The organism is Pectobacterium cacticida (assembly GCF_036885195.1).
In the GTDB taxonomy this organism is placed as follows: Bacteria; Pseudomonadota; Gammaproteobacteria; order Enterobacterales; family Enterobacteriaceae; genus Pectobacterium; species Pectobacterium cacticida.
In genome coordinates this window covers 2,225,050-2,251,603 of the sequence record NZ_CP133656.1, presented here as the reverse complement: position 1 = coordinate 2,251,603, position 26,554 = coordinate 2,225,050, and the positions used below count along the sequence as shown (strand labels likewise).

Here is a 26,554-nt window from a genome sequence, read left to right as displayed (position 1 = left end):
TATACTCGTTATTTCTCGCTATTCATCTCCTATGTAAAAAAGGAAGTGCAACGTGATAGGTCGTCTCAGAGGCATAATTTTGGAGAAACAGCCGCCGCAGGTGTTGATTGAAGCTAACGGCGTGGGTTATGAAATCCATATGCCAATGACGTGCTTTTACGAACTCCCCGAGCTTAATCAGGAAACGATTATCTTTACCCATTTTGTTGTCCGTGAAGATGCGCAACTGTTGTTCGGCTTTAACGACAAGCAGGAGAGAGCCTTATTCCGCGAACTGATCAAAGTCAATGGCGTTGGGCCGAAGTTGGCGCTAGCGATCCTTTCCGGGATGTCAGCTACGCAGTTTGTCAGTGCGGTTGAGCGTGAAGAAATTGGTGCATTGATTAAACTCCCAGGCGTCGGTAAGAAAACCGCGGAAAGGCTGGTGGTTGAAATGAAAGATCGCTTCAAGGGCCTGAGCGGCGATCTCTTTAATCCAGTTAGCGATGTCCCGTTGTCATCGCCGACTACCGCTGACAGCCGTGTTAGCGATCCCGAAGCGGAAGCGGCCGCAGCATTGATAGCGCTGGGCTATAAACCTCAGGAAGCCAGCCGTATGATTTCCAAGGTTGCTCGACCTGAAACGGATTGTGAAACCCTGATTAGGGATGCGTTGCGCGCGGCGCTGTGAGGTATTGATGATAGAAGCCGATCGTTTAATTTCCGCTGATAGCGTTCCCGAAGAAGAATTCCTCGATCGGGCGATGCGGCCCAAATTGTTGAACGAATACGTGGGGCAGCCGCAAGTGCGTGAGCAGATGGAGATTTTTATCCAGGCTGCGCGTAAAAGAGGGGACGCACTGGATCATGTGTTAATATTTGGTCCCCCCGGTTTGGGTAAAACCACGCTGGCAAACATTGTGGCCAATGAGATGGGCGTGAATATGCGCACGACATCAGGCCCGGTGTTGGAAAAAGCGGGTGACCTTGCTGCGTTACTGACTAATCTCGAACCGCATGATGTGCTGTTCATTGATGAAATTCATCGTCTGTCTCCGGTGGTAGAAGAAGTGCTGTACCCCGCGATGGAAGACTATCAGTTGGATATTATGATCGGCGAAGGGCCTGCGGCTCGCTCGATTAAACTCGACCTGCCGCCTTTCACCCTGATTGGCGCAACGACGCGAGCAGGGTCGTTAACCTCGCCGCTGCGCGATCGCTTTGGTATCGTTCAGCGCTTAGAGTTTTATAACGTTGCCGATTTGCAGTATATCGTTGGTCGCAGCGCACAGTGCCTGGGGTTAGATTTAACACCCGAAGGTTCTCTTGAAGTTGCCCGTCGCGCACGAGGTACGCCGCGTATTGCCAACCGATTGTTACGTCGGGTGCGCGATTTTTCAGAAGTGAAATCACATGGGGCGATCACCGGCGAAGTTGCCACGCAAGCGCTGAATATGCTGGCGGTGGACACGGAAGGTTTTGATTACATGGATCGAAAACTGCTACTAGCGATTATTGATAAGTTTATGGGCGGCCCTGTTGGGCTGGACAATTTAGCCGCGGCGATTGGCGAAGAGCGCGAAACCATTGAAGATGTACTCGAGCCGTTTCTGATTCAGCAAGGGTTTATCCAGCGCACGCCGCGTGGACGAATGGCGACCCAGCATGCCTATCGGCATTTTGGCTTAACCCGTGAAGAATAATTGCATATTTCCTGTCATCTCTAAAATATCTCGCCCTGCCTAATTTGCATGTGGCAGGGCGTTTGGCGATGGTTTGACTAAACGGGTTGTCGCTTAAGCAGACTGATAATGAAAAGCAGTGAGGCGCAGAGAACCACCGACGGCCCCGCCGGGGTGTTGTAACTTGCTGAGAGTGCCAACCCGCCTGTCACGGCAAGGATGCCAATGATAATTGCCATGCTTGCCATTTGTTCTGGCGTTCTTGCAAAACGCCGGGCGCAGGCAGCGGGAATAATCAGCAATGAGGTGATGATCAACGCCCCGACAAATTTCATAGCAATGCCAATGGTGAGTGCAGTAGTCAGCATTAGCAGCAGCTTGGATCGAGATAGTTTCACCCCATCAACGTGTGCCAGTTCCGGGCTAATCGTCATAGAGAGCAGCGCACGCCAATGCCAACAAATCGTGATAACGACAGCGATGACACCGCCGCCGATAATCCATAAATCCTCAGTCGTGACAGAGAGTAAATCGCCAAACAGGTAGGCCATCAAATCGACACGCACGTTGTTCATTAGGCTAACGACGACTAATCCTAGCGATAAAGCGCTGTGTGCCATAATGCCAAGCAATGTATCGATGGCTAAATAAGGACGCCGCTCCAGCCACACAAGCCCGAGTGCCAGCATGAGCGTTACGGCGATAACAGCGGCGAATAAATTAATATTTAGCAACAAGCCGAAAGCAACACCGAGTAAGGACGCGTGCGCGAGTGTATCGCCGAAGTAAGACATCCTCCGCCAGACCACAAATGAGCCGAGTGGGCCAGCCGCTATTGCGAGAAAAACCCCCGCCAGCCAGCCAGGAAAAAGCAGTTCCATCATGCGTCGTTTCCACCTTGCTTTTTTAGAATGATGCGTCCTTTTAAATCGTGACGATGATTATGGTGATGGCGATAGATGGCTAGTTGTTCCGCCTCCCGAAGACCAAACATGGACAAAAATTCAGGATGAAGAGAAACGACATCAGGTGTACCAGAACAGCACACGTGCTGATTAAGGCACAAGACTTCATCCGTTTTTGCCATGACCAGATGCAGATCGTGTGAAACCATTAACACGCCACAATTGAATTCCTGCCGCAGTTGGTTAATGAGATCGTACAATACTAATTGTCCATTAACATCGACACCTTGTGTTGGTTCATCAAGAACCAACAATTGGGGGCGGTTGAGCAGCGCACGGGCTAGCAAAACACGTTGCGTTTCACCACCGGAAAGTTTTTGCATCGGTTGTTTTAACAGATGTGCAGCCTGCACGCGCTTAAGCGCCGGCAAAATATCCTGTTTCTTTACTCCGGGACGAAGTTGCATGAAGCGGCTGACGGTCAACGGCAGTGTGGCGTCCAGATGCAATTTTTGTGGCACATAGCCGATGCGCAAAGTGGGATCACGTACCAGCTCACCAGAAGTCGGAGTGAGTAGCCCCAAGACGACTCGCACCAGCGTTGATTTTCCTGCGCCATTAGGCCCCAATAGCGTCAGGATACGACCTGCCTCTAGGCTTAACGAGACATTTGACAAGATCTTTCGACGGCCAAATGTTACTGAAACTGTATTTAGTGATACCAATGTCGACATAGAATTGGGTTTTCATCAATCATGTGATGTTATAGTATAACGATTTTCGTCATGAAAATCGATAGGAACACGGTTAATGCAGCTATTTATTCAACCCCAAAAAGGCATTAAAAATGCGTTGATTGCCGGCGTGTTGCTGGCAAGCGTAATGTCTATCAGCACAGCGTCCGCAGCAATCATTACATCAATTCGTCCTCTAGGATTCATTGCATCAGCCATTGCCGATGGCGTCACGCCAACGGAGGTGTTATTACCGGATGGCGCATCGGCCCATGATTATGCCCTGCGCCCAACTGATGTCCAGCGTTTGCAGTCTGCCGATTTGGTGATATGGGTCGGGCCAAACATGGAAAATTTCCTCGAAAAGCCATTAATGGCAATCTCATCGACAAAACAGATCACGCTTTCGGCGCTGCCAGCGATCAAAGCAGAACTGCAAAAAGAGGCGAGCGACGAACACGGGCATAACCACGATCGTGAGGACGACGATCACGGCTCCGCGATGCAGGGTCATGACGAACATGAACACCAGGATGATGAGTATGAACACCATCATGGTGAGTACAATATGCACATTTGGCTGTCGCCGGAGATGGCAAAACAGGCGGCAATTGCCATTCATGCAAAATTATTGGAACTTATGCCTCAAAACAAGGACAAACTAGACGCAAATCTGCTTTATTTCACGGATAAAATCGCGCAAGCAGATGAAAAAATTGTTAAGATGCTAGCGCCTGTGCGGGGAAAAGGGTATTTCGTGTTTCATGATGCCTATGGCTACTTTGAGAAACACTATGGGTTAAGTTCATTAGGTTATTTCACCATAAACCCTGAAATCCAACCCGGTGCGCAGCGTTTACATCAAATACGAACACAGTTGGTTGAGCATAAAGCCGTATGCGTTTTCGCTGAACCACAATTCAGGCCAGCCGTTATTAATGCTGTTGCCAAAGGAACCGATGTACGCTCGGGTGTGCTCGATCCATTGGGAAGCAATATTGCTCTGGGCAGAGATAGTTATGCTAATTTCTTGCTACAACTATCGAACCAGTACGCGAGCTGTCTGGAGGATAAATCATGAGGATACGAATAAGTGCAGCAGATAGTCCGAACTATCGCTCTGGCGTATAATAGCTTACCTCGTCCCCACCGCGTGATGCTGGGGTCGCTTACCGTTGTGACATTGGCCGTTGCTGTTTGGCGGCCTTTTGTTTATCTCCATGTCGATGAGGCGCCAGCCATTGTGAAAGATATCGACCTGGAAAACAGTCAACTACGTACGTTAACGCCTGAAGCCAGTGAACCGATAGACCAACCCTCCCCGGATGACGTAATTCCACAAGATGAACTCGATGATAAGGTTGCCGATGTCAGCGGCGTCCATGAATATGTCGTGTCTACTGGCGATACCTTGAGCAGCATTTTGACGCAGTACGGCATTGACATTGCTGACGTTACCCAGCTTGCAGATCAGAACAAAGATCTACGCAATCTGAAAATCGGCCAGCAAATGTCTTGGGTCTTAGGAGAAAACGGCGAGCTGCAAAGCTTAACGTGGCAGACATCCCGTCGTGAAACGCGTATCTATGAACGCGTGGGTTCTGATTTTAAAGAGCGTATTGAAACACTAAAAGGTGAATGGCGTAATAGCGTTCTGATTGGTAGAGTCTCGGGTAGCTTTGTGAGTAGCGCGAAAAATGCGGGTCTGACCAGTACGGAAATTAGAGACGTGATTAAGGCGCTGCAATGGCAGTTAGATTTTCGTAAGTTGCGTAAGGACGATACCTTTTCTGCACTAATATCCCGTGAAATGCTTGATGGTAAAAGTGAACAAAGTGAACTGCTTGGCGTTCGCTTGAATACCGGCGGTAAGGATTACTACGCTATTCGTGCCGATGACGGTAAATTCTATGACCGTGAGGGTTCCGGCTTAGCGCGCGGTTTCATGCGATTCCCGACATTGAAACAATATCGTATTTCCTCTAACTTCAATCCACGTCGTATTAACCCGGTAACCGGGCGTATTGCACCGCATAAAGGTGTCGATTTCGCGATGCCAATAGGTTCACCGGTGTTGGCGGTTGGTGATGGGGAAGTTGTCATCGCCAAACGCAGTGGTACGGCAGGAAACTATGTGGCAATTCGTCATGGCCGACAGTACACCACGCGCTACATGCACATGCATCGTATCTTGGTTAAGCCTGGGCAGAAAGTAAAACGTGGCGATCGTATCGGACTCTCTGGTAACTCGGGGCGCTCAACGGGCCCACACCTACATTATGAGATCTGGATTAATCAGCAGGCGGTGAATCCGTTGACGGCAAAACTGCCACGATCGGAAGGATTGACTGGCAAAGAGCGGCGTGATTACCTGGCGCAGGTCAAAGAAGTTGTGCCACAACTCACGTTTGACTGATTTTTACTGACTGCATGTTATGCCGGTAGTTCGTTGCCGGCATTTTCATTTATTAAATTCTGAATATTTGCCATAAATCAGCGTTTTCTGCATCACGATGAGTGCGGAAGTGAATGCTAATTGGCGAGTGTGTGATTGAGTTAAAGAGTAGAGGTATGGAAAAAGAAAAAAAATCGAGTGCTGAATTTGTTCCGCAATTCCAACGCGCATTTTTTCATCCTCGCTATTGGGGGGTGTGGTTAGGTGTCGGTGCCATGGCTTGCGCCGCTTATATCCCAGCCCGATTACGAAACCCGGTTCTGGGAAGGGTGGGGCGTCTTGTCGGAAGAATATCGAAAGGGGCGCGGCGCCGTGCTCGTATAAACTTGCTGTACTGCATGCCAGAGTTATCAGAAGCGCAGCGTGAAGCCATCATCGATGACATGTTTGCTACCGCCCCACAGTCGATGATCATGATGGTGGAAGTAGGAATCCGTGACCCAAAGAAGATTGAAAAACAGGTTCGATGGCATGGTGAAGAGATTCTGAAGTGTATTAAGGAACAAAAGAAAAATGTGATATTTCTGGTTCCACACGGCTGGGGAGTTGATATTCCCGCGATGTTGTTGACTTCTCGCGGCCAACGAATGGCGGCGATGTTTCATAATCAAAAAAATGCGCTGGTAGATTATTGGTGGAATCGTTTGCGTCGTCGTTTTGGCGGGCGTATCCATGCGCGTAACGATGGGATTAAGCCGTTTATCAGCTCTGTGCGTTCCGGGTGCTGGGGCTATTATTTGCCCGATCAAGATCATGGCCCTGAACACAGCGAATTCGTTGATTTTTTTGCCACCTATAAAGCCACGCTACCCGCTATTGGGCGATTAATGAAAGTATGTCGCGCCGATATCGTACCGCTGTTTCCCGTTTATAACGCTAAAGATGGTTGCCTGGATGTGTTTATTCGCCCGCCAATGGATGATTTGGCAGAGGCCAATGATGCTTATATTGCGCGCCGTATGAATGAAGAAGTAGAAATATTGGTTAAGCCGAATCCTGAGCAATATACCTGGATTTTGAAGCTATTGAAGACGCGTAAGCCGGGTGAGATAGAACCCTATCGTCGGGATGATTTATACCGTAACTAGTTGGTCTTACCACGTGCGGACCCCAAAAGTGATTAAGACCTTACCCATTAGTGCTAATTTACCTGTTATTTTGGCCTTGGACAGCGCTCGAAATCCCCACGTGCTCCGTGTAGGTTCCGGTTTCTGCGCGCTGTCCGTGACCAAACAGACTGCGCTAATATGTCTACTGGAATGGATGCTAAGCCATAAGAAATTACATGGCGAAGATCTGGCCACAGCCTGATAAATAAAGCCGGACGAAATATCGTCCGGCTTTTTGCTGAGTCAAACTCTTGTAGTCACAGGCGATTAGATCCCGTGTTATTCCACGCGCAGAATACGAATGGTATTCGTCGTACCGACGGTGCTCATGATGTCACCCTGAGTAACGATAACGAGATCCCCAGACATCAGGAATCCTTTATCGCGCAGTTTAATTACGGCGTCATTCGCGGCAGCGACGCCATCGGTGTAGCTATCGAAATGTACGGGGGTAACGCCGCGATATAAAGCCGTCAAGTTTAGCGTTTGCTCATGGCGAGACATTGCAAAAATGGGCAGACCGGAACTGATGCGGGACATCATCAGCGCAGTGCGTCCTGATTCTGTCATGGCGATTAGTGCAGTGACTCCTTTCAGATGATTGGCGGCGTACATTGCAGACATCGCAATGGACTCTTCCGTATTATCGAATTCCACATCAAGGCGATGCTTGGACACATTGACGCTAGGGATTTTTTCTGCGCCTAAGCACACTTTTGCCATGGCCGCCACGGTTTCGGCCGGATATTGACCCGCGGCGGTTTCCGCTGACAGCATAACCGCATCGGTGCCATCTAATACCGCATTGGCGACGTCCATCACTTCGGCACGGGTTGGCATCGGATTAGTGATCATCGATTCCATCATCTGCGTAGCAGTGATGACTGCACGGTTCAACTGCCGGGCACGGCGGATGAGTTTTTTCTGAATCCCAACCAATTCGGGATCGCCGATTTCAACGCCCAAATCCCCTCGGGCAACCATGACCACGTCTGAAGCCAGAATAATATCATCCATAGCGGCATCAGAGCACACGGCTTCCGCGCGTTCTACTTTTGATACAATTTTGGCATTACAGCCAGCATCGCGAGCGAGGCGACGCGCATAATTGAGGTCTTCGCCGGTGTGCGGGAAAGAAACCGCCAGATAATCCACGCCAATTTTTGCGGCGGTAATGATATCGGCTTTGTCCTTTTCCGTCAGTGCTTCGGCAGACAAACCACCACCGAGCTTGTTAATGCCTTTATTATTAGATAACGGCCCACCCACGGTGACTTCGGTATAAACTTTTAACCCTTCGACCTGGAGGACTTTTAGCTGTACTCGACCATCATCCAGTAACAAGATATCGCCAGGCACCACATCGCTGGGCAACCCTTTGTAATCGATCCCAACCTTTTCTTTATCGCCTTCGCCTTTTGCTAAATTGGCATCCAGCAAGAATTTATCACCAACATTCAGGAATATTTTACCTTCTTTAAAGGTGGAAACCCGGATTTTAGGACCTTGAAGATCGCCGAGAATGGCGACGTGGCGACCGAGTTTTGCCGCGATTTCACGGACTTTGTTGGCGCGTAATTGGTGATCTTCTGCTGTGCCATGAGAAAAATTCATGCGTACTACGTTAGCGCCTGCGTTAATAATCTTTTCAAGATTGTTATCGCGGTCGGTAGCGGGCCCCAGGGTGGTGACAATCTTGGTTCTTCTGAGCCGTCTGGACATGTATAACTCCGTTCACTTATGAAGCTGTAGTGTTGCGATTAAGCGTCGGATAACGGTATAAAATATGCCGATACAAAACTGCGTTACCTGCGTTATCCGAACATCGAGTTGAGTCTGATTATCATACTGTACAGGTAATCCCCACCCGCTTGCTATGTGTCCACTCAGTGGCCATATCAAGAGAGGCGGGTAGATGATACCGCTCATTTTTCATAGATATAACTAAAAAACACAGCACAATGTAAAACTTAGTTATCGCCTGAAGGGATTCATTAACCCTGCGTCTTTATCAAAGCGTGATTCGCGCAGAGCCTCTTTAACCCGCTTTAGGTTATCACGAAATTTTTCTCCACGCCGTAGCGTGAACCCCGTTGCCAGAACATCGATCAGCGTCAACTGGGCGAGGCGCGACACCATCGGCATATAAACATCGGTATCTTCCGGCACATCAAGCCGTAACGCGAGCGAGGCTTCGTGCGCCAACGGAGTATCGTCTGAGGTGATGGCGATAACGGTCGCGTCGTTCTCGCGCGCCAGTTGCGCCATTTCGACCAGGCTTTTAGTTCTGCCGGTATGGGATATCAACACCACGACATCGCCGTCGCCGGAATTCATGCAGCTCATGCGCTGCATCACAATATCATCGAAATAGACGACAGGAATGTTGAAACGGAAAAATTTATTCATCGCATCATGTGCGACCGCGGCTGAAGCGCCCAGGCCAAAGAAAGAGATCTTTTTCGCCTGCGTCAGTAAATCTACGGCGCGGTTGACAGCCGCAATATCGAGGCTGGACTTTACCTGCTCCAGACCCGCCATAGCGGATTCAAATATTTTACTGGTATAGGCGTCAACGCCGTCATCTTCTTCAACGTTACGATTCACATAGGGCGTACCGTTTGCCAGACTTTGCGCCAAATGTAGTTTAAAATCAGGAAACCCTTTCGTTTCAAGGCGGCGACAGAAACGATTAACCGTAGGCTCGCTGACATCAGCCATTTGTGCCAAAGTGGCGATGCTGGAGTGAATGGCTGTCTGCGGCGCACTCAGGATCACTTCAGCAACTTTTCTTTCTGATTTGCTTAAGAGTTCCAAATGACTCTGGATTTTATCCAGCATATTCATACAACAAACGCCATGTAAGTTTTTTCCAATTTTAATGAAAGAGACAATTGGCATGTATAACGTGAAAAAAGAGAGCCGGGAAAATATACTACGACGCTGTTGCGGTTGGCAGAGGGCAACCCGCTAAGTGGCGTCTTTTTTACCAGAACATGACATGTGTCTAACTTTCAGAAAAGTAATCGATTGTCAGAAACGATTAAAAATTTCATTTTAGGGCGAATGCATAAATGATTTCGGCTGCTGCACAACGTAATTTATGTGTGATTCAAGCCTACACCCATTGCTCTTTAACGTTTCTATGATGGGTTTACTGGTTATAGTCAAAAAGAGTACATTATCGCTGTAATAAAATTACAGTATCCTGCAACGAGGAGATGAACATGGCGGTAACGTCAACAGCCCAGGCGTGCGATCTGGTTATTTTTGGTGCTAAAGGCGATCTGGCGCGTCGTAAATTGTTGCCTTCCCTGTACCAGTTGGAAAAAGCAGGCCACATTCACCCGGACACCAGAATTATAGGGGTAGGGCGTGCGGATTGGGATAAAGCTGAGTATATCCGCGTCGTGCGTGAAGCGCTTGACACCTTTATGAAAGAAGCCATAGACGATACGTTGTGGGAAAAGCTAAGCCGCCGGTTGGATTTCTGTAATCTGGATGTGGAAGACACCAAAGGTTTCACTCGGTTGGGTAAAATGCTTGACCAGGAAAACCGTACTACCATCAACTACTTCGCGATGCCGCCAAGTACATTCGGGGCAATTTGCAAAGGGCTAGGTACTGCGGGGCTAAATAAAGAACCCGCTCGCGTGGTAATGGAAAAACCGCTGGGTACCGATCTGGCGTCGTCGCGCGTCATTAACGATCAGGTGGCGGAGTTCTTCAATGAATGTCAGGTTTATCGGATTGACCACTATCTGGGTAAAGAAACCGTATTAAATCTGCTTGCGCTGCGTTTCGCCAACTCGCTTTTCTCTTCGAACTGGGATAACCGGACTATCGATCATGTGCAGATTACGGTAGCCGAAGAAGTCGGAATTGAAGGGCGCTGGGGCTATTTTGACAAAGCGGGTCAGATGCGCGACATGATTCAGAACCATCTGTTGCAGATTTTGACGATGATTGCAATGTCGCCGCCGTCCGATCTGACGACCGATCGTATTCGTGATGAAAAAGTGAAAGTGCTGCGTTCGCTTCGTCGTATCGATCGTTCCAATGTGCATGAAACGACCGTTCGTGGTCAGTATACGTCAGGCTTTGTTCAGGGGCATAAAGTGCCGGGCTACCTGGAAGAAGAGGGCGCAAACAAAAGCAGCAGTACGGAAACCTTTGTTGCGATCCGCGTCGATATTGATGATTGGCGCTGGTCGGGCGTGCCCTTCTACCTGCGCACCGGCAAACGTTTGCCGACAAAATGTTCAGAAGTGGTCGTGTACTTTAAAAATCCTGCGTTAAACCTGTTCCATGATTCTTACCAACAGCTGCCGCAGAATAAGCTGATCATCCGTTTACAGCCGGACGAAGGCGTGGAAATTCAGATTTTGAATAAAATACCGGGGTTAGAACATAAGCACCGCCTGCAAACGGTGAAACTGGATCTGAGCTTCTCGGAGACCTTTAATCAGCAGCATTTAGCGGATGCTTATGAGCGACTGTTGCTGGAAACGATGCGCGGGATTCAGGCGCTGTTCGTTCGCCGTGATGAAGTTGAGGAAGCCTGGAAATGGGTGGATTCCATCATGGAGGCCTGGGAGATGGACAACGATGCGCCTAAGCCGTATCAGGCAGGGAGCTGGGGGCCGGTAGCCTCCGTAGCGATGATCACCCGCGATGGCCGTTCCTGGAATGAGTTTGAGTAAGTTTTAATAATGTATCAGTAGTTGAGATGCCGTGCGGTGCCAGCATCTTTCCGCTTTTAATGTATGGCTAACGGTGCGGTCGGACATCTGCGGCAACGCAGATCCCTGTGGCAGGGGCGCGCTATATAATTAATGATGCCTTCGGGCATGACTGGAGATAATTTTTGATGAAAAACTGGAAAACGAGCGCGGAACAGATTTTGACAACAGGCCCGGTCGTTCCTGTGATTGTCGTCAATAAACTGGAACACGCGGTGCCCATGGCGAAAGCGTTAGTCGCGGGCGGTGTTCGCGTTCTGGAATTGACATTGCGTACCGACTGTGCCATTGACGCCATCCGCGCCATCGCGAAAGACGTTCCAGAGGCTATCGTGGGCGCGGGTACGGTAACTAACCCTGAGCAACTGGCGGCGGTCGTTGACGCTGGTGCGCAGTTTGCCATTAGCCCTGGTCTGACAGAGCCGTTGTTGAAGGCGGCGACGGCAGGCACTATCCCGTTGATTCCTGGTATCAGCACCGTCTCTGAATTGATGCTGGGTATGGATTACGGTCTGCGCGAATTCAAATTCTTCCCAGCGGAAGCCAACGGTGGCGTGAAGGCGCTGCAGGCGATCGCCGGGCCATTCGCTCAGATCCGTTTCTGCCCGACAGGCGGGATTACGCCCAAAAATTACCGCGACTACCTGGCGCTGAAAAGTGTGTTATGCGTTGGCGGCTCCTGGTTAGTGCCGAACGATGCATTGGAAAGCGGCGATTACGCGCGGATTACTGAATTGGCACGTGAGGCGGTAGCGGGCGCTAAAGCCTAAATTCACGTATACCATTGTGTAGGCCACTCATAGCGGGTGGCCTTTTTTATGATTAGCTGCGGTATCACACCTGCGATATCAGTTGTTAACCGCTGACCTTGACACCGGCGGCGACGCGTTTAGCTACGTCAACAGCATCGTCGATCGTTTCTGCCGTGGCCAACGCGACCCCCATACGACGTTTTCCACTGATGCTCGGTTTGCCAAACAGGCGTATTTGCGTATGCGGTAGTAGCGAATTTTCCAAGCCCTGATAGCACACGTTATTGCTTTCCAGTTCCGGAAGGATCACGGCGGATGCCGACGCGCCATATTGGCGAATTGCACCAATAGGTAGGCCGAGGAAGGCACGAACGTGCAGGGCGAACTCGGACAGATCCTGAGATATCATCGTGACCATACCGGTATCATGCGGGCGTGGGGAGACTTCACTAAAGATGACATCATCGCCACAGATGAAAAGCTCAACGCCGAACAGACCATAGCCGCCGAGTGCTTGCACCACGTCACTGGCGATCTTTTGGGCACGCTCAAGCGCCAGCGTACTCATCTGCTGCGGCTGCCAGGATTCACGATAATCACCATTTTCTTGGCGATGGCCAATAGGGGCGCAAAAATGGATACCGTCAACCGCATGAATGGTGAGTAACGTGATTTCAAAATCGAAATTCACCAGCCCTTCTACGATGACGCGTCCACCGCCAGCGCGTCCGCCCTGCTGAGCGTATCGCCACGCGGGCTCTAGCTGCTCAGCGGAGCGAATCAGGCTTTGCCCTTTGCCGGATGAACTCATGACTGGCTTAACGATGCACGGATAACCTATCGCTTCAACTGCCTGATGAAAGTTTGCTTCGCTGTCGGCAAAACGGTAGGTAGAGGTGGGTACACCGAGCGTTTCAGCCGCCAGACGGCGGATGCCTTCACGGTTCATCGTCAAGCGTGTGGCTTGTGCGCAAGGCACTACACGGTGCCCCTGCTTTTCCAGCGTGACCAGCATGTCGGTGGCAATGGCCTCGATTTCTGGCACGATGTAATCGGGGCGTTCGGCTTCAACCAGTGCTTTCAGCGCCTCACCATCTAACATATTGATAACGTGATAGCGATGCGCGACTTGCATAGCAGGCGCATCGGCATAGCGATCGACCGCGATCACTTCGAGCCCCAGACGCTGGCACTCAATCGCCACTTCTTTGCCTAATTCTCCGGATCCCAGCAGCATCACTCGTGTGGCGTCTGTGCGCAGAGCGGTTCCAATCGTTAACATAACCTATACCTGATCGGGTTGTGAAAAATGGCCGCAGTATAAACGAAAACGTTTGCGTCCGCATTATCAGGCCAGGGCATTGGAATGTGGTGCGCAAAGTGCATTTAGAGATGAGTTCGCAACTTGGCATAGCGAGGTAACCATGTCACTCTGCTTGCTGTGTGAATTTTATGTTTAGACAACGAGATCCGACGTGATGAAGACCCCGCAAGCTGATAAACGGCCTCATGTATTGAGCGCCCATGGCGATACACGTATCGATAATTACTATTGGCTACGCGATGATAAGCGTGCCGATCCGCAGGTATTAGCTTATCTGGAGCAGGAAAACGCCTATAGCGCTGCGATAATGGCTCCGCACGAAAAACGTAAGCGCGCGCTCTTTGATGAAATGGTTAATCGCCTTCCATCAACGGATATGTCTGTACCGTATATCAAAAAGGGCTATTGCTATCAAAGTCGCTATGAGCAGGGTAAGGAGTATGCGATCTACCTGCGCCAGCCCGAACAGGAAACCGGCGCGTGGGAAACGCTACTAGACGGAAATCAACGTGCGGAAGGGCATGAATTTTATAGCCTCGGGGCGCTTGAGGTGAGTCCTGATAACGCGCTGCTGGCACTTTCAGAAGATTTTTTATCTCGTCGGCAGTTCACGTTGCGCTTTCGCGACTTGATTCGGGGAGAATGGTTAGCGGAGGAAATCGAGAATGTCACCGCGGCTGCAGAATGGTCGGCAGATTCGAAGATGCTCTACTACGTAAGAAAACATGAGCATACGCTATTACCCTATCAAGTTTATCGTCATCGCGTGGGCAGCGACCCGGCACAGGATGAGCTGGTATACGAAGAGCAGGATGATACCTATTATGTAAGTCTAAGTAAGACGACATCAGAGCAATACATCACCATTTACCTTAGTAGCACCACAGCATCGGAGGTGTTGTTGCTCGACGCGTCGCTTCCCGATGCCGTGCCGCAGGTGTGTATTCCCCGCCGAAGAGATCACGAATACAGTATTGATCATTACCAAGGGCAATTTTATCTGCGATCGAATCGTGAAGGAAAAAACTTTGGTCTTTATCGTTCGCCTACACCTGATGAAAATGCGTTGGAAACCGTCATTGCACCAAGCAAGCACCGCGTATTAGAAGGGTTTGAGCTTTTTCGTGATTGGCTAGTCGTCGAAGAACGGGAACGCGGTTTGACCCGTTTACGTCAGATTCACTGGGATACGCGGCAAGAGAAAATGATCGCCTTTAACGATGCGAGTTATGTGACATGGCTGGCGTATAACCCGTCGCCCGAAACGGCATTAATGCGATATGGTTACTCATCGATGACCACGCCCAGCACGATCTATGCGTTAAACCTGGATACGGGCGAACAAGAGATATTAAAACAAACCGAAGTAAACCATTTTTCGGCGCAGGATTATCACAGCGAGCGTGTGTGGATTACGGTTAGAGACGGTGTCGATGTGCCCGTTTCCTTGGTTTATCATCGCGCGCATTTCAATCCGGGTAGGAATCCCATACTGGTCTACGGCTACGGTGCCTATGGCAATAGCATGGATCCGGATTTCAGCGTAAGTCGCCTGAGTCTGTTAGATCGAGGGTTTGTGTTTGCCTTAGCACATATTCGCGGGGGCAGTGAGCTTGGGCAGCAGTGGTACGACGATGGTCGTTTGCTCAATAAAATGCATTCTTTTACGGATTTTATCGATGTATCGCAGGCATTAATCGAAAAGGGGTATGGCGACCGGAGAAATATGTTTGCCATGGGCGGTAGCGCGGGAGGTTTGCTAATGGGCGCCGTGTTAAATATGGCGCCTGATATGTTTAAAGGCGTTGTTGCCCAAGTTCCATTTGTTGATGTATTAACAACCATGTTGGATGCGTCAATCCCGTTGACGACCGGTGAGTACGATGAATGGGGTAATCCAAATGAACTTACTTACTATAATTACATTAAACAATATAGCCCCTATGACGGTGTGACTGCGCAGCGTTATCCACATTTATTAGTAACAACTGGATTGCATGATTCCCAGGTACAGTACTGGGAACCCGCGAAGTGGGTGGCAAAATTACGAGAGGTTAAAACGGACGACCGATTAGTATTGTTATTTACCGATATGGATGCAGGCCACGGCGGAAAATCGGGACGTTTCAAGCGCTATGAGGATATTGCGCTGGAGTATACTTTCTTGTTGATGGTGTTAGAAGAAAGCATAACGGAAGATAACGAATAAAATCTGACGGCTACGCTACAACATACGAGGGTAAACCCACCGAAGGGTTTACCCTATCTGCATGGTTCATTACCAGAGTTATTGATACTCAGGTAATATCAACCTGCGATTTTTTTGCTTTTTTATCAGCACGTTTTTCAGCGGCCGTTTTTAAGGGCTTTTTCTTACTATTCTTTTTGCTATCCATTCCTTTACTCATATCTTGCCTCGCTTGATAAAAGGTAAGGTTGCCACTCCATTAACCTCCTGCGGGCGCTGACATGCAAGCATAAAATCATTCAACCCGTTTAATATGTTGATTTTAAATGATATTTAAACATAAGCAATCCATGTAACACCAGAGGCGAAGGTAGGGTTATTTTACCTTGGGTTCATAGGGTAAGCGAGAGAACTGCAAGGAGCGCTGACGATAAAACATGACGCGTTCGCGAAAGTAGTGGCGCAGATGCTCAGGCTGCTCTCTTTCAATGGCCTCTGGGATGACCGGCATATTGTAACGTTCCTTGAAGGCTACGCCCGACGCAGCTAAATCGACGTTAACTTTTTCCATCTCTTCCTTAGAGAGTTCGGCCAAATTATGACTCATGATACTTCCTCCTATGTTCATACACAGAGCAATGTGCAACGGTAAAGTAATGATGGGTAAATGGCAAGCGCTCAACCTATCATGGATATGATTATTATTATCATTATGTAGTAATAATCATTATAATATTTTTTATTGTGGCTATATTACATTTACTCAAAATCTTTTACGCTAATGAAAATGATTCGTAATTGTATATTGAGATTTTTTATTAAATAAATATGAATAAATAACGTAGGATGAAAGTATGCCTTAACAGATGGATCTCCAGGCTTTAAATTAGCGCGTTTTAGGTGTTTTTGATTTTATTTTTCAGGCATAATGCTCAATAGATTTCATCTGCTAATAAAAGAGGCGTTACTATGCTAAAAAAAGAAATGATTCAGAAGTTGAATGAACAACTGAATTTAGAGTTTTATTCTGCAAATTTGTATTTGCAGATGAGCGCGTGGTGCGGTGACAAAGGTTATGAAGGCGCATCGCGTTTTCTTAAGATGCATTCTCAGGAAGAAATGCAGCACATGCAGCGTCTGTTTGACTATTTGGATGATACCGGAAGTTTTCCCGTATTAGGCGCTATTGCGGCTCCGCCGGTTGATTTCGAGTCATTGACTGACGTGTTCAAATTAACCTATGAACACGAACAACTAATTACCGCCAAAATTAATGAGCTGGCGCATGCGGCAATGACGCAGCAAGACTATTCCACTTTTAATTTCCTGCAATGGTATGTTGCTGAGCAGCACGAGGAAGAGAAATTATTCCGTTCTATTCTAGATAAACTGGCGTTGGTCAATGCTAGTGAAGGTGGTTTGTTCTTCATCGATCAAGACTTGAAAAAAATGTCGGTTGCTGCACCAACGGCCTGACGACAAGCGACGCCCCTGCAAACCAGTACGCATGTGAATAACGCGGGATGAGGTTTTTATCCCGCCGTTTCTGCCACCAAATTACTTTTCTACCACTATCTCGCCATTAATTTTATTCTAGGCATGGTCTCGACTTCATCTTCCCCAGCCGCTATGATCGCAGTAGCCGTGATGTACAACCTTATGTTTTATAAGGTGTGCGCCTGCTTTTTCCTGATAATGGTAAAGACAAACGTGCCACGTATATCATCATCTGAATTCGCATGTAGAGAACACCATGATGAAGAAATTTTTGCTATCCGTTGTGCTTACATCATTTTCTGTCAATGCCTTTTCTGCTGCTAAACTGGTCACCATCAGCCGGCTACAATACGGCGATCGTTGGGCTTTCACGCGTGAAGAAGTTCAACTAATTTGTCGCCCTGGGCACGCATTATACGCATTACATACTGGGACGCTGATGCAATACCCATTAAATGACGTCGCCATTGCGCAGATGAAATCCGGCCAGGTGAATGCGCAGCCAATAGATGCTATCTGGTTAGATGATCCTGAACAGCCAGGACAGAAAAAAAGCCTTCAACCGTTTATCGAGCGTGCAGAGCAGCTGTGCCAGACTGATACGGTGCCGCAGCGTCACTAATACAGCTGCCCGCAATGCTCTTTGATTTTGCAATATACAAAAAGTGTGTAATTTGCTCCAATTTTAATAAGCACATGAAAATGTACACAATTTGATAGACGGCCTTTCCTAAGTAGCAGTATTTCTTATTGTATCCAGGTAGTTATCCGCTATTTGGTCTGATCTATGGCAGTTACTTCTGCGCAAAAGCCTATGCCCCTTACCATTGAATCCACGAATGCTCGTAAGGAATATCGGTACAGTGGGATTAATAGGTGAAGTGCGAGACTGGTAGCCGGAGAAAGAATTTATGAATATTTATGCCCGTCGGACACTTGCCAATATAAGATTTTATTGACTACATTTTATTGAATAGCGGTCAGTGTATTGTGAGGTTTGATGCTTTGGCTTGAACAAGGTTTATACGTAAGAATCCAGGAATTGGTTAATGGGCCTAGACCATTACCATCACATAGCGGTTTTTCCACGGATATCGCTTACCGCGTTCTTGGGTGTTTCAATCCATCAGAAACGTCGGATGCTTACTATATATTAGCGAATGATCGGGACGAAATATGGTTTATTTGTAATAGGCATGTCCGCGTCGTTAAAGTAGATGATATACGCAGAGATTTTCGGTATCGCTTGAATTGATATTTGTCAAATAGTTAGTTTTTTATAATAAGACAACGGTGTTATGGTCATTAAAATCCCTTAAATACAAAAGCCTGTTCATTTACAGGGGCTATTAGCGAACTGTTCCGCATCGTAGAGGGGCGTATCTCATTGCGTGCTGCCATAGGTCTCGTATCTTAACGAACAACAATTCACCGATCCTCTCTGGATCTGAATGTAGCAGGAATTCATCGCTCGCAGGTGGTGATCATTTATTCTTTGTACCGGGTTTTAAAATAAAGGCTTGCTAAAAAATGTTAGGCATGCGTTAATAGGTGGTCGGTTTGATTCGCAGACATAAAAAAGCAGTTTAGTAAAGCAGTTCTCATTTTCAAGAGTTATCCATAGATATCCCTTCTTTTGAGCCTTCTTATTGTTGCTAATGAATTTCTGTGCGCAGGCCATATTTGCCGGAAGGCGCTATAAAAAATAAGGTAATTTCTATGTCTGATAAAATGACTGGTTTAGTAAAATGGTTTGATGCTGGTAAAGGTTTTGGTTTTATTACTCCTGACAACGGTAGCAAAGATGTATTTGTACATTTTTCTGCTATCCAGAGCAATGATTTCAAAACTCTTGATGAAGGCCAGAAAGTTGAGTTCTCCATTGAAAATGGTCAGAAAGGTCCTTCAGCTGGCAACGTTGTTGCACTGTAATAAAGCCGCGCATTAACGTGATGCTTTTCTTGCTGAAACGATAGTTGCAATTTTTGCCAGAGTCGTTAAGAAAAGTATAATAAGCCCCTAGCCAAAAGCTAGGGGTTTTTTTGGTCTCATCAATCCTCATATTCAATTTGTAACTCCTTCTCCGTGTTAGTATTTCTCTCTAGTCTCGTATCAATGGTCACCTTTGGTCACTCTTTCTTTTTTGGCCAAAAAATAGCCAATGACATCATTTATTATTTGTTATGCCATTCGCGCCTGTTCCGCAGTAGGATGGATTCAATGAATACGCAATCAGAATAATAGAGGGAAAGATATGCAGATTTCAGTGAACCGTTTGATGGCGACGACGCAAAGTGTATTGCAAAAATTAGGATGTGAAGAAAGTGAGGCGCGTATTGTCACAGAACATCTCGTGGCAGCAAACCTGAAAGGGCATGATAGCCATGGGGTTGGGATGTTGCCACATTATGTGTCTTTTATTGAAAAAGGCATTATGCATCCGAATACGCCGGCGCGTTTGCTACGTGATAGCGGAGCGGTGTTGCAGTTCGCTGGCGACCGCGGTTTCGGTCAGCGGACAGGCAAAGAAGCAATGCAGGCGGCAATTGATCGCGTGAAAAAGACGGGCGTGTGTTTAATGACGCTATCCTCAACGTGCCATTTAGGGCGTATTGGCACCTATGGAGAAATGGCGGCGGAGGCTGGGCTAGTTTCGATACATTTTGTTAACGTTAATGACATCGATCCTATCGTCGCGCCTTGGTGTGGTAGTGACGCGCGTTTTGGCACAAACCCTATCTGCATCGCCTTTCCGCCAACGGCTCATAATGCTGCGTTTGTGTTGGATTTTGCAACCAGCATGGTGGCGTTAGGAAAGACACGGGTTGCCTATCTGGCAGGCAAAAAATTTGATGAAGAGGTAATGCTTGATTGCAACGGCGTTTCAACTAACGACCCGACAGTTATGTGGGAAGGCGATAAACACGGAGCTTTAAAGCCTATCGCCAAACATAAAGGTGGGGGGTTGATTTTAGCGGCAGAGATGTTGGCGGGTTTGCTTTCTGGCGGTGGGACTATTCAACCAGAAAATACGCGTGACGGGGCGATAATGAATAATATGACAACGATTGTTATCGACCCCGCCAGCCTGGTGTCGATGTCGTGGCTGCAAAAAGAGTATGACGCGATGCTGGAATACGTCCGATCTTCAACAGCGCCCGATCCGGCACAGCCTATTTTAATCGCAGGTGAGCCAGAACGTCGGTCTCTGGCGCAGCGTCATGCTGAAGGGATTTATCTGTCCGATCAGGAATGGCAGAAAATTGTGGAAGCGGGGATTACATTGGGAATGAACCCGGACGAATTTTCAAAAATAGCATAACGTTACGCCGAAGGGCTCAGGGTGGTAGGGTTACTACCCTGGGCTATCTTCATTGGGGCGTTAAGAACTAACCGGATTTGGGGCAGAATATTCGTCACGGATGCGTGAGGATTTCGAGCCCTGCCCAAGGCCAAAATAGCAAGTAAGATAGTCTTAATGGGATAGGTTCTAAGTATTACGCAGCGAATGTCGGCAAGGGTATCAGGTAAGTCAACTAGAAATCCGCGTACTCCTGAGCAGGGACCCAGAAGCCGTCAATATACTCCTCAATAGGAAAGCAGCCAGCGCGACGCAAGCGCTGTTCATCCATCGCGTGCAGACACTGCGCTTCCGTGTTGTAGGCGCCAATGACTAAATCATCACAGCCATGCCCGAGATAACACACAAATATCACTAACGCAAACATGCCGTTCTCCAGACATTACTGACGTTATTATCTGTCTTGATAATTGTAGATGAAAATTAGTGAGCAACGAGAAACCCCGTGATTCGTCAGGTGGTTTCATTGCCACCTGATACAGAGCAGGGCGCTATTTTTTAGCTATGGGCTGTGCGGAGAATGCACCATCCCGCACTAGGTCGCGAGGCAGGCCGTTTTTTATCCGGCTGTTAATGCGTTTGGCCAGACCGACAGGCGTGTTCCGATAGGTTAATACCAGTTCCTCCTTATCGGGAAGCGGTTCAGGGTAGCAATCTTTGCCTTGAAACCATGTAATGGCAAGACGATCTGTCAGTTCGTAGGCGTTGATCGCTTTTGGATCCGCCAGGGCGATAACCGCTTCATGTTGCCAGCGCAAGCCTTTGGGATAGCGTTCGGCAAGTTTAAGGCCAATACGTGAGAATTTGATATGACCAAAAGCGGAGGTTAATGCCGCAGGGAAAAGCCAAATCTCTCCATCACGCTGCCAGAGCTGAAGTAATGCCTCATCCCAATGCATACCTTGTTTATCTGCAGCCTGTCTGATCAACGCACTATCCTTGGCCGCGACAGGAGAGAAGGGAAATTTACCCACTTTATAGCCTGGGCGTGGCAGTGGCGGTACGCTGGCTGTTTTCCGCAACCGCGCGACGAAGAAGCCTTCACTATCATAAATCTGTGGGAATACGTGCAAGAAGCCTTCTCTCGTGGCGGCGCGGTCGGCATTGGGGAAAAGGCCGTTTAATGGCTCAAATTCCAATGCATCGGGAAATTGCGTCTGTAGCCAATGACAGACCTGCTGATTTTCCTGCATATTTAACGTGCAGGTGGAATAAATCATGATGCCACCAGGCTTAAGGGCATGAAATGCGCTCAAAATCAGGTCGCGCTGTGTAGCGGCCATACTAATAATGCTCTCTGGCGACCAGTGGTTTATCGCCATGGGATCTTTACGCACAACGCCTTCGCCAGAGCATGGGGCATCCAGCAGAATAGCGTCAAAATATTCCGGTAAAGCTGCACCAAAAACGCGCCCATCAAAGTGTGTTATTGCGGTGTTGCTGACTCCGCAGCGGCTAATATTAGCGTGTAATACTTTCACCCGACTGCCCGAATATTCGTTGGCGATAATGGCGCCCGCGTTGTTCATTTTCGCCGCAATTTGCGTCGTTTTGGAACCTGGTGCAGCCGCGACGTCCAAAATTGTTTCCAACCCATCGTTATGATGGAACAGGGCGCTGACGGGCAGCATGGAACTGGCTTCTTGGATGTAAAACAGCCCGCTCAAGTGTTCTAGCGTATTACCCAGTCGGGTGTTTTCCTCCTCGACATTCAGCAGCCAGAAACCTTCCTGACACCAGGGAATGGGTTCAAGCTCCCAGCCATAAGGCTGCACGAGCCGAAGAAAGGCATCGACGCTGATTTTTAAGGTATTAACGCGGATACTTCGGCGTAAAGGGCGTCGGCAGGCGGCAATAAAATCGTCCATTGATAGTGATGATGGCATGGTATCGCGCATAGCATCGAGGAATTCAGCTGGCAGGCTGGCTGGGGTAAATTTTGCCACGGGCAGGGTTCCGTACACGTTGTCTGGTCAAACAAGGGAGAAGAGCGGCGAAGTGTAACACGGATTTTTCATTGACGGTGTTGAAACGCCAGAACGGCGCTTGTCGCCGAGGTGAATATCGCGCGGATTCTTTGTGAAAAATGGCATCGGAGCACTCAAGCATAACCCAATGCCTTCGGTAATAAGGATAGCGTTGCGATTCACTATTCATATGTCAGCAGAAATAGCACGATATGCACGATAGCCGTATAGTTAAACAGACGATTCTCCGCGCGAACGCGGTAATCTTATGGCATGCTGTGGCTGATGTTAAAGCCGTTTATATGGGCACTTTCCGCTTTGTTTTGAAAAGACAACGATTATTGTATGAATAAACAAGAATTTTATCAGGATCTCATTCGCGATATGACATCGCTTATTGCGGATGAACAACGTTTTATCACGATTTTAGCCAACAGTAGTGCGTTGCTGTTTGAGCGTTTGGATGGGGTTAACTGGGCGGGTTTCTACCTATTGGACGACAATACGCTTTTCCTGGGGCCGTTTCAGGGTAAGGTCGCCTGCGTACGCATTCCCGTGGGTAAAGGCGTGTGTGGTACGGCAATCGCTGAAAATCGCGTCCAACGCGTGGATGATGTCCATGCGTTTCCCGGGCATATTGCCTGTGATGCCACGAGTAATGCGGAAATTGTGCTACCGCTTGTCGTTAACGGGCGACCAGTTGGCGTTCTGGATATTGACAGTACTCTCTACCAGCGTTTTGACGCGGATGATGAAGAAGGGCTGAAGGCCGTCGTTAGTGTACTTTGTACTCAACTGGAAGCGAGCGATATGATGACGTTCATCAATTCTCTCATGTTGAGACAAGGTTAACGTGGCAATTGCCGATGGCGTCATTATAATGGCGCCTGTTCATGCCTGCGCCGGTTGGCGAACCCGTTGTAATCAGGAAATTTCATGGAAAATCAACCTAAGTTGAACAGTAGTAAAGAAGTTATTGCTTTTTTGGCAGAGCGGTTCCCGCTTTGTTTCACCACAGAAGGTGAAACGCGCCCGTTAAAGATCGGTATTTTTCAGGATCTTGTTGAGCGCATCCCTGAAGAGGATAACGTCAGTAAAACGCAATTACGCTCGGCATTACGCCTTTATACGTCAAGTTGGCGCTATCTGTATGGCGTAAAGGTGGGGGCTCAACGCGTTGATCTGGATGGTAATCCGTGTGGTGAGTTAGAGCAGCAGCATGTTGATCATGCCCGCACGCAATTAGCAGAGGCGAAAGCGCGAGTCCAGGCCCAGCGTGCGGAGCAACAGGCGAAAAAACGTGAAGCAGCCGGAGAGTCGGCACCTGCGACACGCCCGCCTCGTCCTGCTCAGAAGCGTACGCCACGCCGTGAAGGTGCCAATACCCCATCTCGAAGCAACGCACCGCGGAAGCCTTCTTCCGGTCAATCTCAGTCTCCTGCTTCGCAATCCGCCAATGCGCGACCACGTCAGGCTAAGCCTGCTGGTAATGAGCGTCAGCGGGTAGCGGTTACGGATATTTCCAAACTGCAAATCGGTCAGGGAATCAAAGTCAGGGCTGGCAAAGATGCCATGGATGCTACCGTGCTTGAAATTGCTAAGGGTGAAGTCAGAGTACAGTTGGCTTCCGGATTGGCAATGATTGTGCGCGCAGAACATTTGCAGTTCTGATACGGAGGCCAACCTGGGCATGAACAATATCGTCAAAATAACCGCTATTGCAGGTTTACTGCTGGCGGGTTCGAGTTTTGCAAATGAAAATATAACGCGTGTCGAGCAGATCCCTCAGCTGCATCAGGAACCTCAACATGCGACGGTGAGTGACAGGGTGGTCTCACGTTTCCTGCGTTCGCATTATCGTCAGTTTATGTTGGATGCATCGTTCTCTGAGAAGATTTTCCAACGCTATCTCAATATGTTGGACTACAGCCACAATGTGCTGTTAGCCTCGGATGTCGCGCGTTTCGCCGGGCAGGAAGCTCAACTAGGCGACGCACTTAAATCCGGTCAATTGGCTGTCCCTTACGCATTATATAACTTAGCGCAGAAACGACGTTTTGAGCGTTTCCAGTATGCGCTCTCGCTGCTCAATAAGCCCATCGATCTGACGGGCAACGATACGTTTGAAGTTGACCGCAGTAAAGCGCCCTGGCCGCAGAGTGTGGCTGAGCTTAATCGACTGTGGGACGCCAAGGTAAAATATGACTGGCTTAATCTGAAACTCTCAGGTAAATCCGATAAAGATATTAAAGAAACGTTAACCAAGCGTTACCAGTTTGCTATCCGCCGTTTGGCGCAAAGCAACAGTGAAGATGTGTTTCAACTCATCATGAACGCCTTCGCACGGGAAATCGATCCGCATACCAGCTACCTATCACCGCGTAATACCGAACAGTTCAACACTGAAATGAGCTTGTCGCTTGAAGGTATTGGCGCCGTATTACAGATGGATGATGATTACACCGTGATTAATTCGCTGGTCCCTGGCGGGCCGGCAGCGAAGAGCAAAAATATTACCGTTGGCGATCGTGTGGTGGGCGTAGGACAAAGTGGTAAGCCAATGGTGGATGTCATCGGCTGGCGTTTGGATGACGTGGTCGCACTCATTAAAGGGCCAAAAGGGAGTAAGGTGCGCCTGGAAATCTTGCCAGCCGGTAAAGGAACCAAGACCCGCATTGTCACATTAACGCGCGAACACATTCGCCTTGAAGATCGTGCCGTTAAAATGTCGGTCAAAACGGTGGGTAAAGATAAAGTTGGCGTGTTGGATATTCCCGGTTTCTATGTTGGCCTGACTGATGATGTCAAAGTTCAACTCCAGAAATTGGAGAAACAGCACGTTAGCAGCATTGTCATTGACTTGCGAGCTAACGGCGGTGGGGCATTGACCGAAGCCGTGGGGCTTTCCGGCCTATTTATCCCGAGTGGCCCGATTGTGCAGGTGCGTGACAATAATGGCAAGGTGCGAGAGGACAGCGATACCGACGGTGTTGTGTATTACAAAGGTCCGCTAGTGGTGCTGGTTGATCGCTTCAGCGCCTCCGCTTCTGAAATTTTTGCGGCAGCAATGCAGGATTATGGTCGCGCACTGATTGTGGGGGAACCCACGTTTGGTAAAGGTACCGTACAACAGTATCGTTTGCTGAGTCGAATTTACGATCAGATGCTGCGTCCTGATTGGCCTGCGCTAGGTTCGGTGCAATACACTATTCAGAAATTTTATCGCATTAACGGCGGCAGTACCCAGATGAAAGGGGTGACGCCTGACGTAATGATGCCAACCGGTACTGAAACAGTGGATACCGGTGAAAAATTTGAAGATAACGCGCTGCCGTGGGACAGCATCAAGGCGGCTAACTACACCAAAAGCGGCGATCTTAGCGCACTGATTGGCAAGCTGAATGAGTTTCATCAGGAGCGCATTGCCAAAGATCCAGAGTTCCAATACATTGCGCAAGATATTGCGCATTACAACGCGACGAAGGATAAGCGCAATATCGTCTCACTCAATCTTGCGCTGCGCGAGAAAGAGAATAATGATGAGGAATCCGTGCGTTTGCAACGCGTTAATGAGCGGTTAGCGAGGGAAGGTAAAAAACCGTTAGCGTCGTTGGATGATTTGCCGAAAGATTATCAGGCGCCCGATCCTTATCTGGATGAAACGGTAAAAATCGCTCACGATTTGGCTCAGGAGCAGAAAGAGTAACGTTTCGCGCGCATTAGAAAGGTAAATAACAAGCGCCCTGTCGGATTAATCCAGCAGGGCGCTTTGCGTTGGCGGCGAATTACGTTGGTAGATAATTGCTGCCTGGGGAGCTAATGGCGTTTGCCCCGTATAGCGATAGGGCGCACGCGGTGC

24 protein-coding genes are annotated in these 26,554 nt (G+C 48.6%); 16 read left to right on the top strand and 8 right to left on the bottom strand.

Annotated features, from left to right (window positions below):
* The first annotated feature begins 52 nt into the window (after nt 1–52).
* Nucleotides 53–670, top strand: coding sequence for a Holliday junction branch migration protein RuvA (gene ruvA, locus RFN81_RS10410; RefSeq protein ID WP_264495779.1), 618 nt, complete (start codon nt 53–55; stop codon nt 668–670).
* 7 nt (nt 671–677) lie between these two features.
* Entirely contained in the window at nt 678–1,682 is a 1,005-nt protein-coding gene (gene ruvB / locus RFN81_RS10405) for a Holliday junction branch migration DNA helicase RuvB (protein WP_264495778.1), read from the top strand.
* 77 nt (nt 1,683–1,759) lie between these two features.
* Here ruvB and znuB read toward each other — a convergent pair whose 3' ends face one another.
* Nucleotides 1,760–2,545 (bottom strand): zinc ABC transporter permease subunit ZnuB, encoded by a 786-nt coding sequence (znuB, locus tag RFN81_RS10400; protein ID WP_264495777.1) that lies wholly within the window; start codon nt 2,543–2,545, stop codon nt 1,760–1,762.
* Nucleotides 2,542–3,300, bottom strand: a complete 759-nt coding sequence (gene znuC, locus RFN81_RS10395) for a zinc ABC transporter ATP-binding protein ZnuC (RefSeq protein ID WP_264495776.1) — start codon at nt 3,298–3,300, stop codon at nt 2,542–2,544. Before znuC ends, znuB begins: the two co-directional genes overlap by 4 nt.
* Nucleotides 3,301–3,376: 76 nt before the next feature.
* Between znuC and znuA the strand changes: the two genes are divergently transcribed.
* The 3 genes from znuA (at nt 3,377) to lpxM (ending at nt 6,843) form a co-directional block, all read left to right on the top strand.
* A complete protein-coding gene (znuA, locus tag RFN81_RS10390; protein WP_264495775.1) occupies nt 3,377–4,381 on the top strand; it encodes a zinc ABC transporter substrate-binding protein ZnuA in 1,005 nt (334 codons plus the stop codon).
* A gap of 12 nt (nt 4,382–4,393) precedes the next feature.
* On the top strand, nt 4,394–5,716 hold the full coding sequence (gene mepM / locus RFN81_RS10385) for a murein DD-endopeptidase MepM (RefSeq protein ID WP_264495774.1): 1,323 nt from the start codon (nt 4,394–4,396) through the stop codon (nt 5,714–5,716).
* 155 nt (nt 5,717–5,871) lie between these two features.
* The gene (lpxM, locus tag RFN81_RS10380; protein WP_264495773.1) at nt 5,872–6,843 is read left to right on the top strand and encodes a lauroyl-Kdo(2)-lipid IV(A) myristoyltransferase; all 972 of its coding nucleotides are present in this window, start codon (nt 5,872–5,874) and stop codon (nt 6,841–6,843) included.
* 300 nt (nt 6,844–7,143) lie between these two features.
* On the opposite strand, the gene pyk is transcribed toward lpxM, so the two are convergent.
* Both pyk and RFN81_RS10370 read right to left on the bottom strand, forming a co-directional pair.
* Nucleotides 7,144–8,586 (bottom strand): pyruvate kinase, encoded by a 1,443-nt coding sequence (gene pyk, locus RFN81_RS10375; RefSeq protein ID WP_264495772.1) that lies wholly within the window; start codon nt 8,584–8,586, stop codon nt 7,144–7,146.
* Nucleotides 8,587–8,838: 252 nt separating this feature from the next.
* Nucleotides 8,839–9,711, bottom strand: a complete 873-nt coding sequence (locus RFN81_RS10370) for a MurR/RpiR family transcriptional regulator (protein ID WP_264495771.1) — start codon at nt 9,709–9,711, stop codon at nt 8,839–8,841.
* A gap of 380 nt (nt 9,712–10,091) precedes the next feature.
* Between RFN81_RS10370 and zwf the strand changes: the two genes are divergently transcribed.
* Together zwf and RFN81_RS10360 are read left to right on the top strand one after the other, a co-directional pair.
* A complete protein-coding gene (gene zwf / locus RFN81_RS10365; RefSeq protein ID WP_264495770.1) occupies nt 10,092–11,567 on the top strand; it encodes a glucose-6-phosphate dehydrogenase in 1,476 nt (491 codons plus the stop codon).
* A gap of 167 nt (nt 11,568–11,734) precedes the next feature.
* Complete coding sequence (locus tag RFN81_RS10360; RefSeq protein WP_264495769.1) at nt 11,735–12,376, top strand: bifunctional 4-hydroxy-2-oxoglutarate aldolase/2-dehydro-3-deoxy-phosphogluconate aldolase; 642 nt, start codon at nt 11,735–11,737, stop codon at nt 12,374–12,376.
* 85 nt (nt 12,377–12,461) lie between these two features.
* Here RFN81_RS10360 and purT read toward each other — a convergent pair whose 3' ends face one another.
* Nucleotides 12,462–13,640: a formate-dependent phosphoribosylglycinamide formyltransferase gene (gene purT, locus RFN81_RS10355; RefSeq protein ID WP_264495768.1), complete on the bottom strand. Its 1,179-nt coding sequence runs from the start codon at nt 13,638–13,640 to the stop codon at nt 12,462–12,464.
* A gap of 196 nt (nt 13,641–13,836) precedes the next feature.
* Between purT and RFN81_RS10350 the strand changes: the two genes are divergently transcribed.
* Complete coding sequence (locus RFN81_RS10350; RefSeq protein WP_264498939.1) at nt 13,837–15,891, top strand: S9 family peptidase; 2,055 nt, start codon at nt 13,837–13,839, stop codon at nt 15,889–15,891.
* Between the two features lie 355 nt (nt 15,892–16,246).
* Here the strand turns inward: RFN81_RS10350 and RFN81_RS10345 are convergent, their stop codons facing one another.
* Complete coding sequence (locus tag RFN81_RS10345; protein ID WP_264495767.1) at nt 16,247–16,477, bottom strand: DNA polymerase III subunit theta; 231 nt, start codon at nt 16,475–16,477, stop codon at nt 16,247–16,249.
* Between the two features lie 362 nt (nt 16,478–16,839).
* Here RFN81_RS10345 and ftnA point away from each other — a divergent pair, with 362 nt between their 5' ends.
* The 5 genes from ftnA (at nt 16,840) to RFN81_RS10320 (ending at nt 20,689) form a co-directional block, all read left to right on the top strand.
* A complete protein-coding gene (gene ftnA, locus RFN81_RS10340) occupies nt 16,840–17,346 on the top strand; it encodes a non-heme ferritin (RefSeq protein ID WP_264495766.1) in 507 nt (168 codons plus the stop codon).
* A gap of 277 nt (nt 17,347–17,623) precedes the next feature.
* On the top strand, nt 17,624–17,989 hold the full coding sequence (locus RFN81_RS10335) for a YebY family protein (protein WP_264495765.1): 366 nt from the start codon (nt 17,624–17,626) through the stop codon (nt 17,987–17,989).
* Between the two features lie 378 nt (nt 17,990–18,367).
* Nucleotides 18,368–18,622, top strand: coding sequence for a hypothetical protein (locus RFN81_RS10330; RefSeq protein WP_264495764.1), 255 nt, complete (start codon nt 18,368–18,370; stop codon nt 18,620–18,622).
* Between the two features lie 464 nt (nt 18,623–19,086).
* Entirely contained in the window at nt 19,087–19,299 is a 213-nt protein-coding gene (gene cspE / locus RFN81_RS10325; RefSeq protein ID WP_264495763.1) for a transcription antiterminator/RNA stability regulator CspE, read from the top strand.
* Nucleotides 19,300–19,621: 322 nt separating this feature from the next.
* Nucleotides 19,622–20,689 carry a malate/lactate/ureidoglycolate dehydrogenase gene (locus tag RFN81_RS10320; protein WP_264495762.1) on the top strand — a complete coding sequence of 356 codons (1,068 nt, stop codon included), beginning with the start codon at nt 19,622–19,624 and terminating at the stop codon, nt 20,687–20,689.
* Between the two features lie 214 nt (nt 20,690–20,903).
* Here RFN81_RS10320 and RFN81_RS10315 read toward each other — a convergent pair whose 3' ends face one another.
* On the bottom strand, nt 20,904–21,095 hold the full coding sequence (locus RFN81_RS10315) for a YebW family protein (RefSeq protein WP_264495761.1): 192 nt from the start codon (nt 21,093–21,095) through the stop codon (nt 20,904–20,906).
* 124 nt (nt 21,096–21,219) lie between these two features.
* Nucleotides 21,220–22,674, bottom strand: a complete 1,455-nt coding sequence (gene rsmF, locus RFN81_RS10310; RefSeq protein ID WP_264495760.1) for a 16S rRNA (cytosine(1407)-C(5))-methyltransferase RsmF — start codon at nt 22,672–22,674, stop codon at nt 21,220–21,222.
* A 366-nt stretch (nt 22,675–23,040) separates the two neighbouring features.
* Between rsmF and RFN81_RS10305 the strand changes: the two genes are divergently transcribed.
* From RFN81_RS10305 to prc, 3 genes are all read left to right on the top strand, one after another.
* Complete coding sequence (locus tag RFN81_RS10305; RefSeq protein WP_264495759.1) at nt 23,041–23,547, top strand: GAF domain-containing protein; 507 nt, start codon at nt 23,041–23,043, stop codon at nt 23,545–23,547.
* Nucleotides 23,548–23,631: 84 nt separating this feature from the next.
* Nucleotides 23,632–24,366, top strand: a complete 735-nt coding sequence (gene proQ / locus RFN81_RS10300; RefSeq protein ID WP_264495758.1) for an RNA chaperone ProQ — start codon at nt 23,632–23,634, stop codon at nt 24,364–24,366.
* A gap of 19 nt (nt 24,367–24,385) precedes the next feature.
* Entirely contained in the window at nt 24,386–26,401 is a 2,016-nt protein-coding gene (gene prc, locus RFN81_RS10295; protein ID WP_264495757.1) for a carboxy terminal-processing peptidase, read from the top strand.
* Nucleotides 26,402–26,554: the final 153 nt, after the last annotated feature.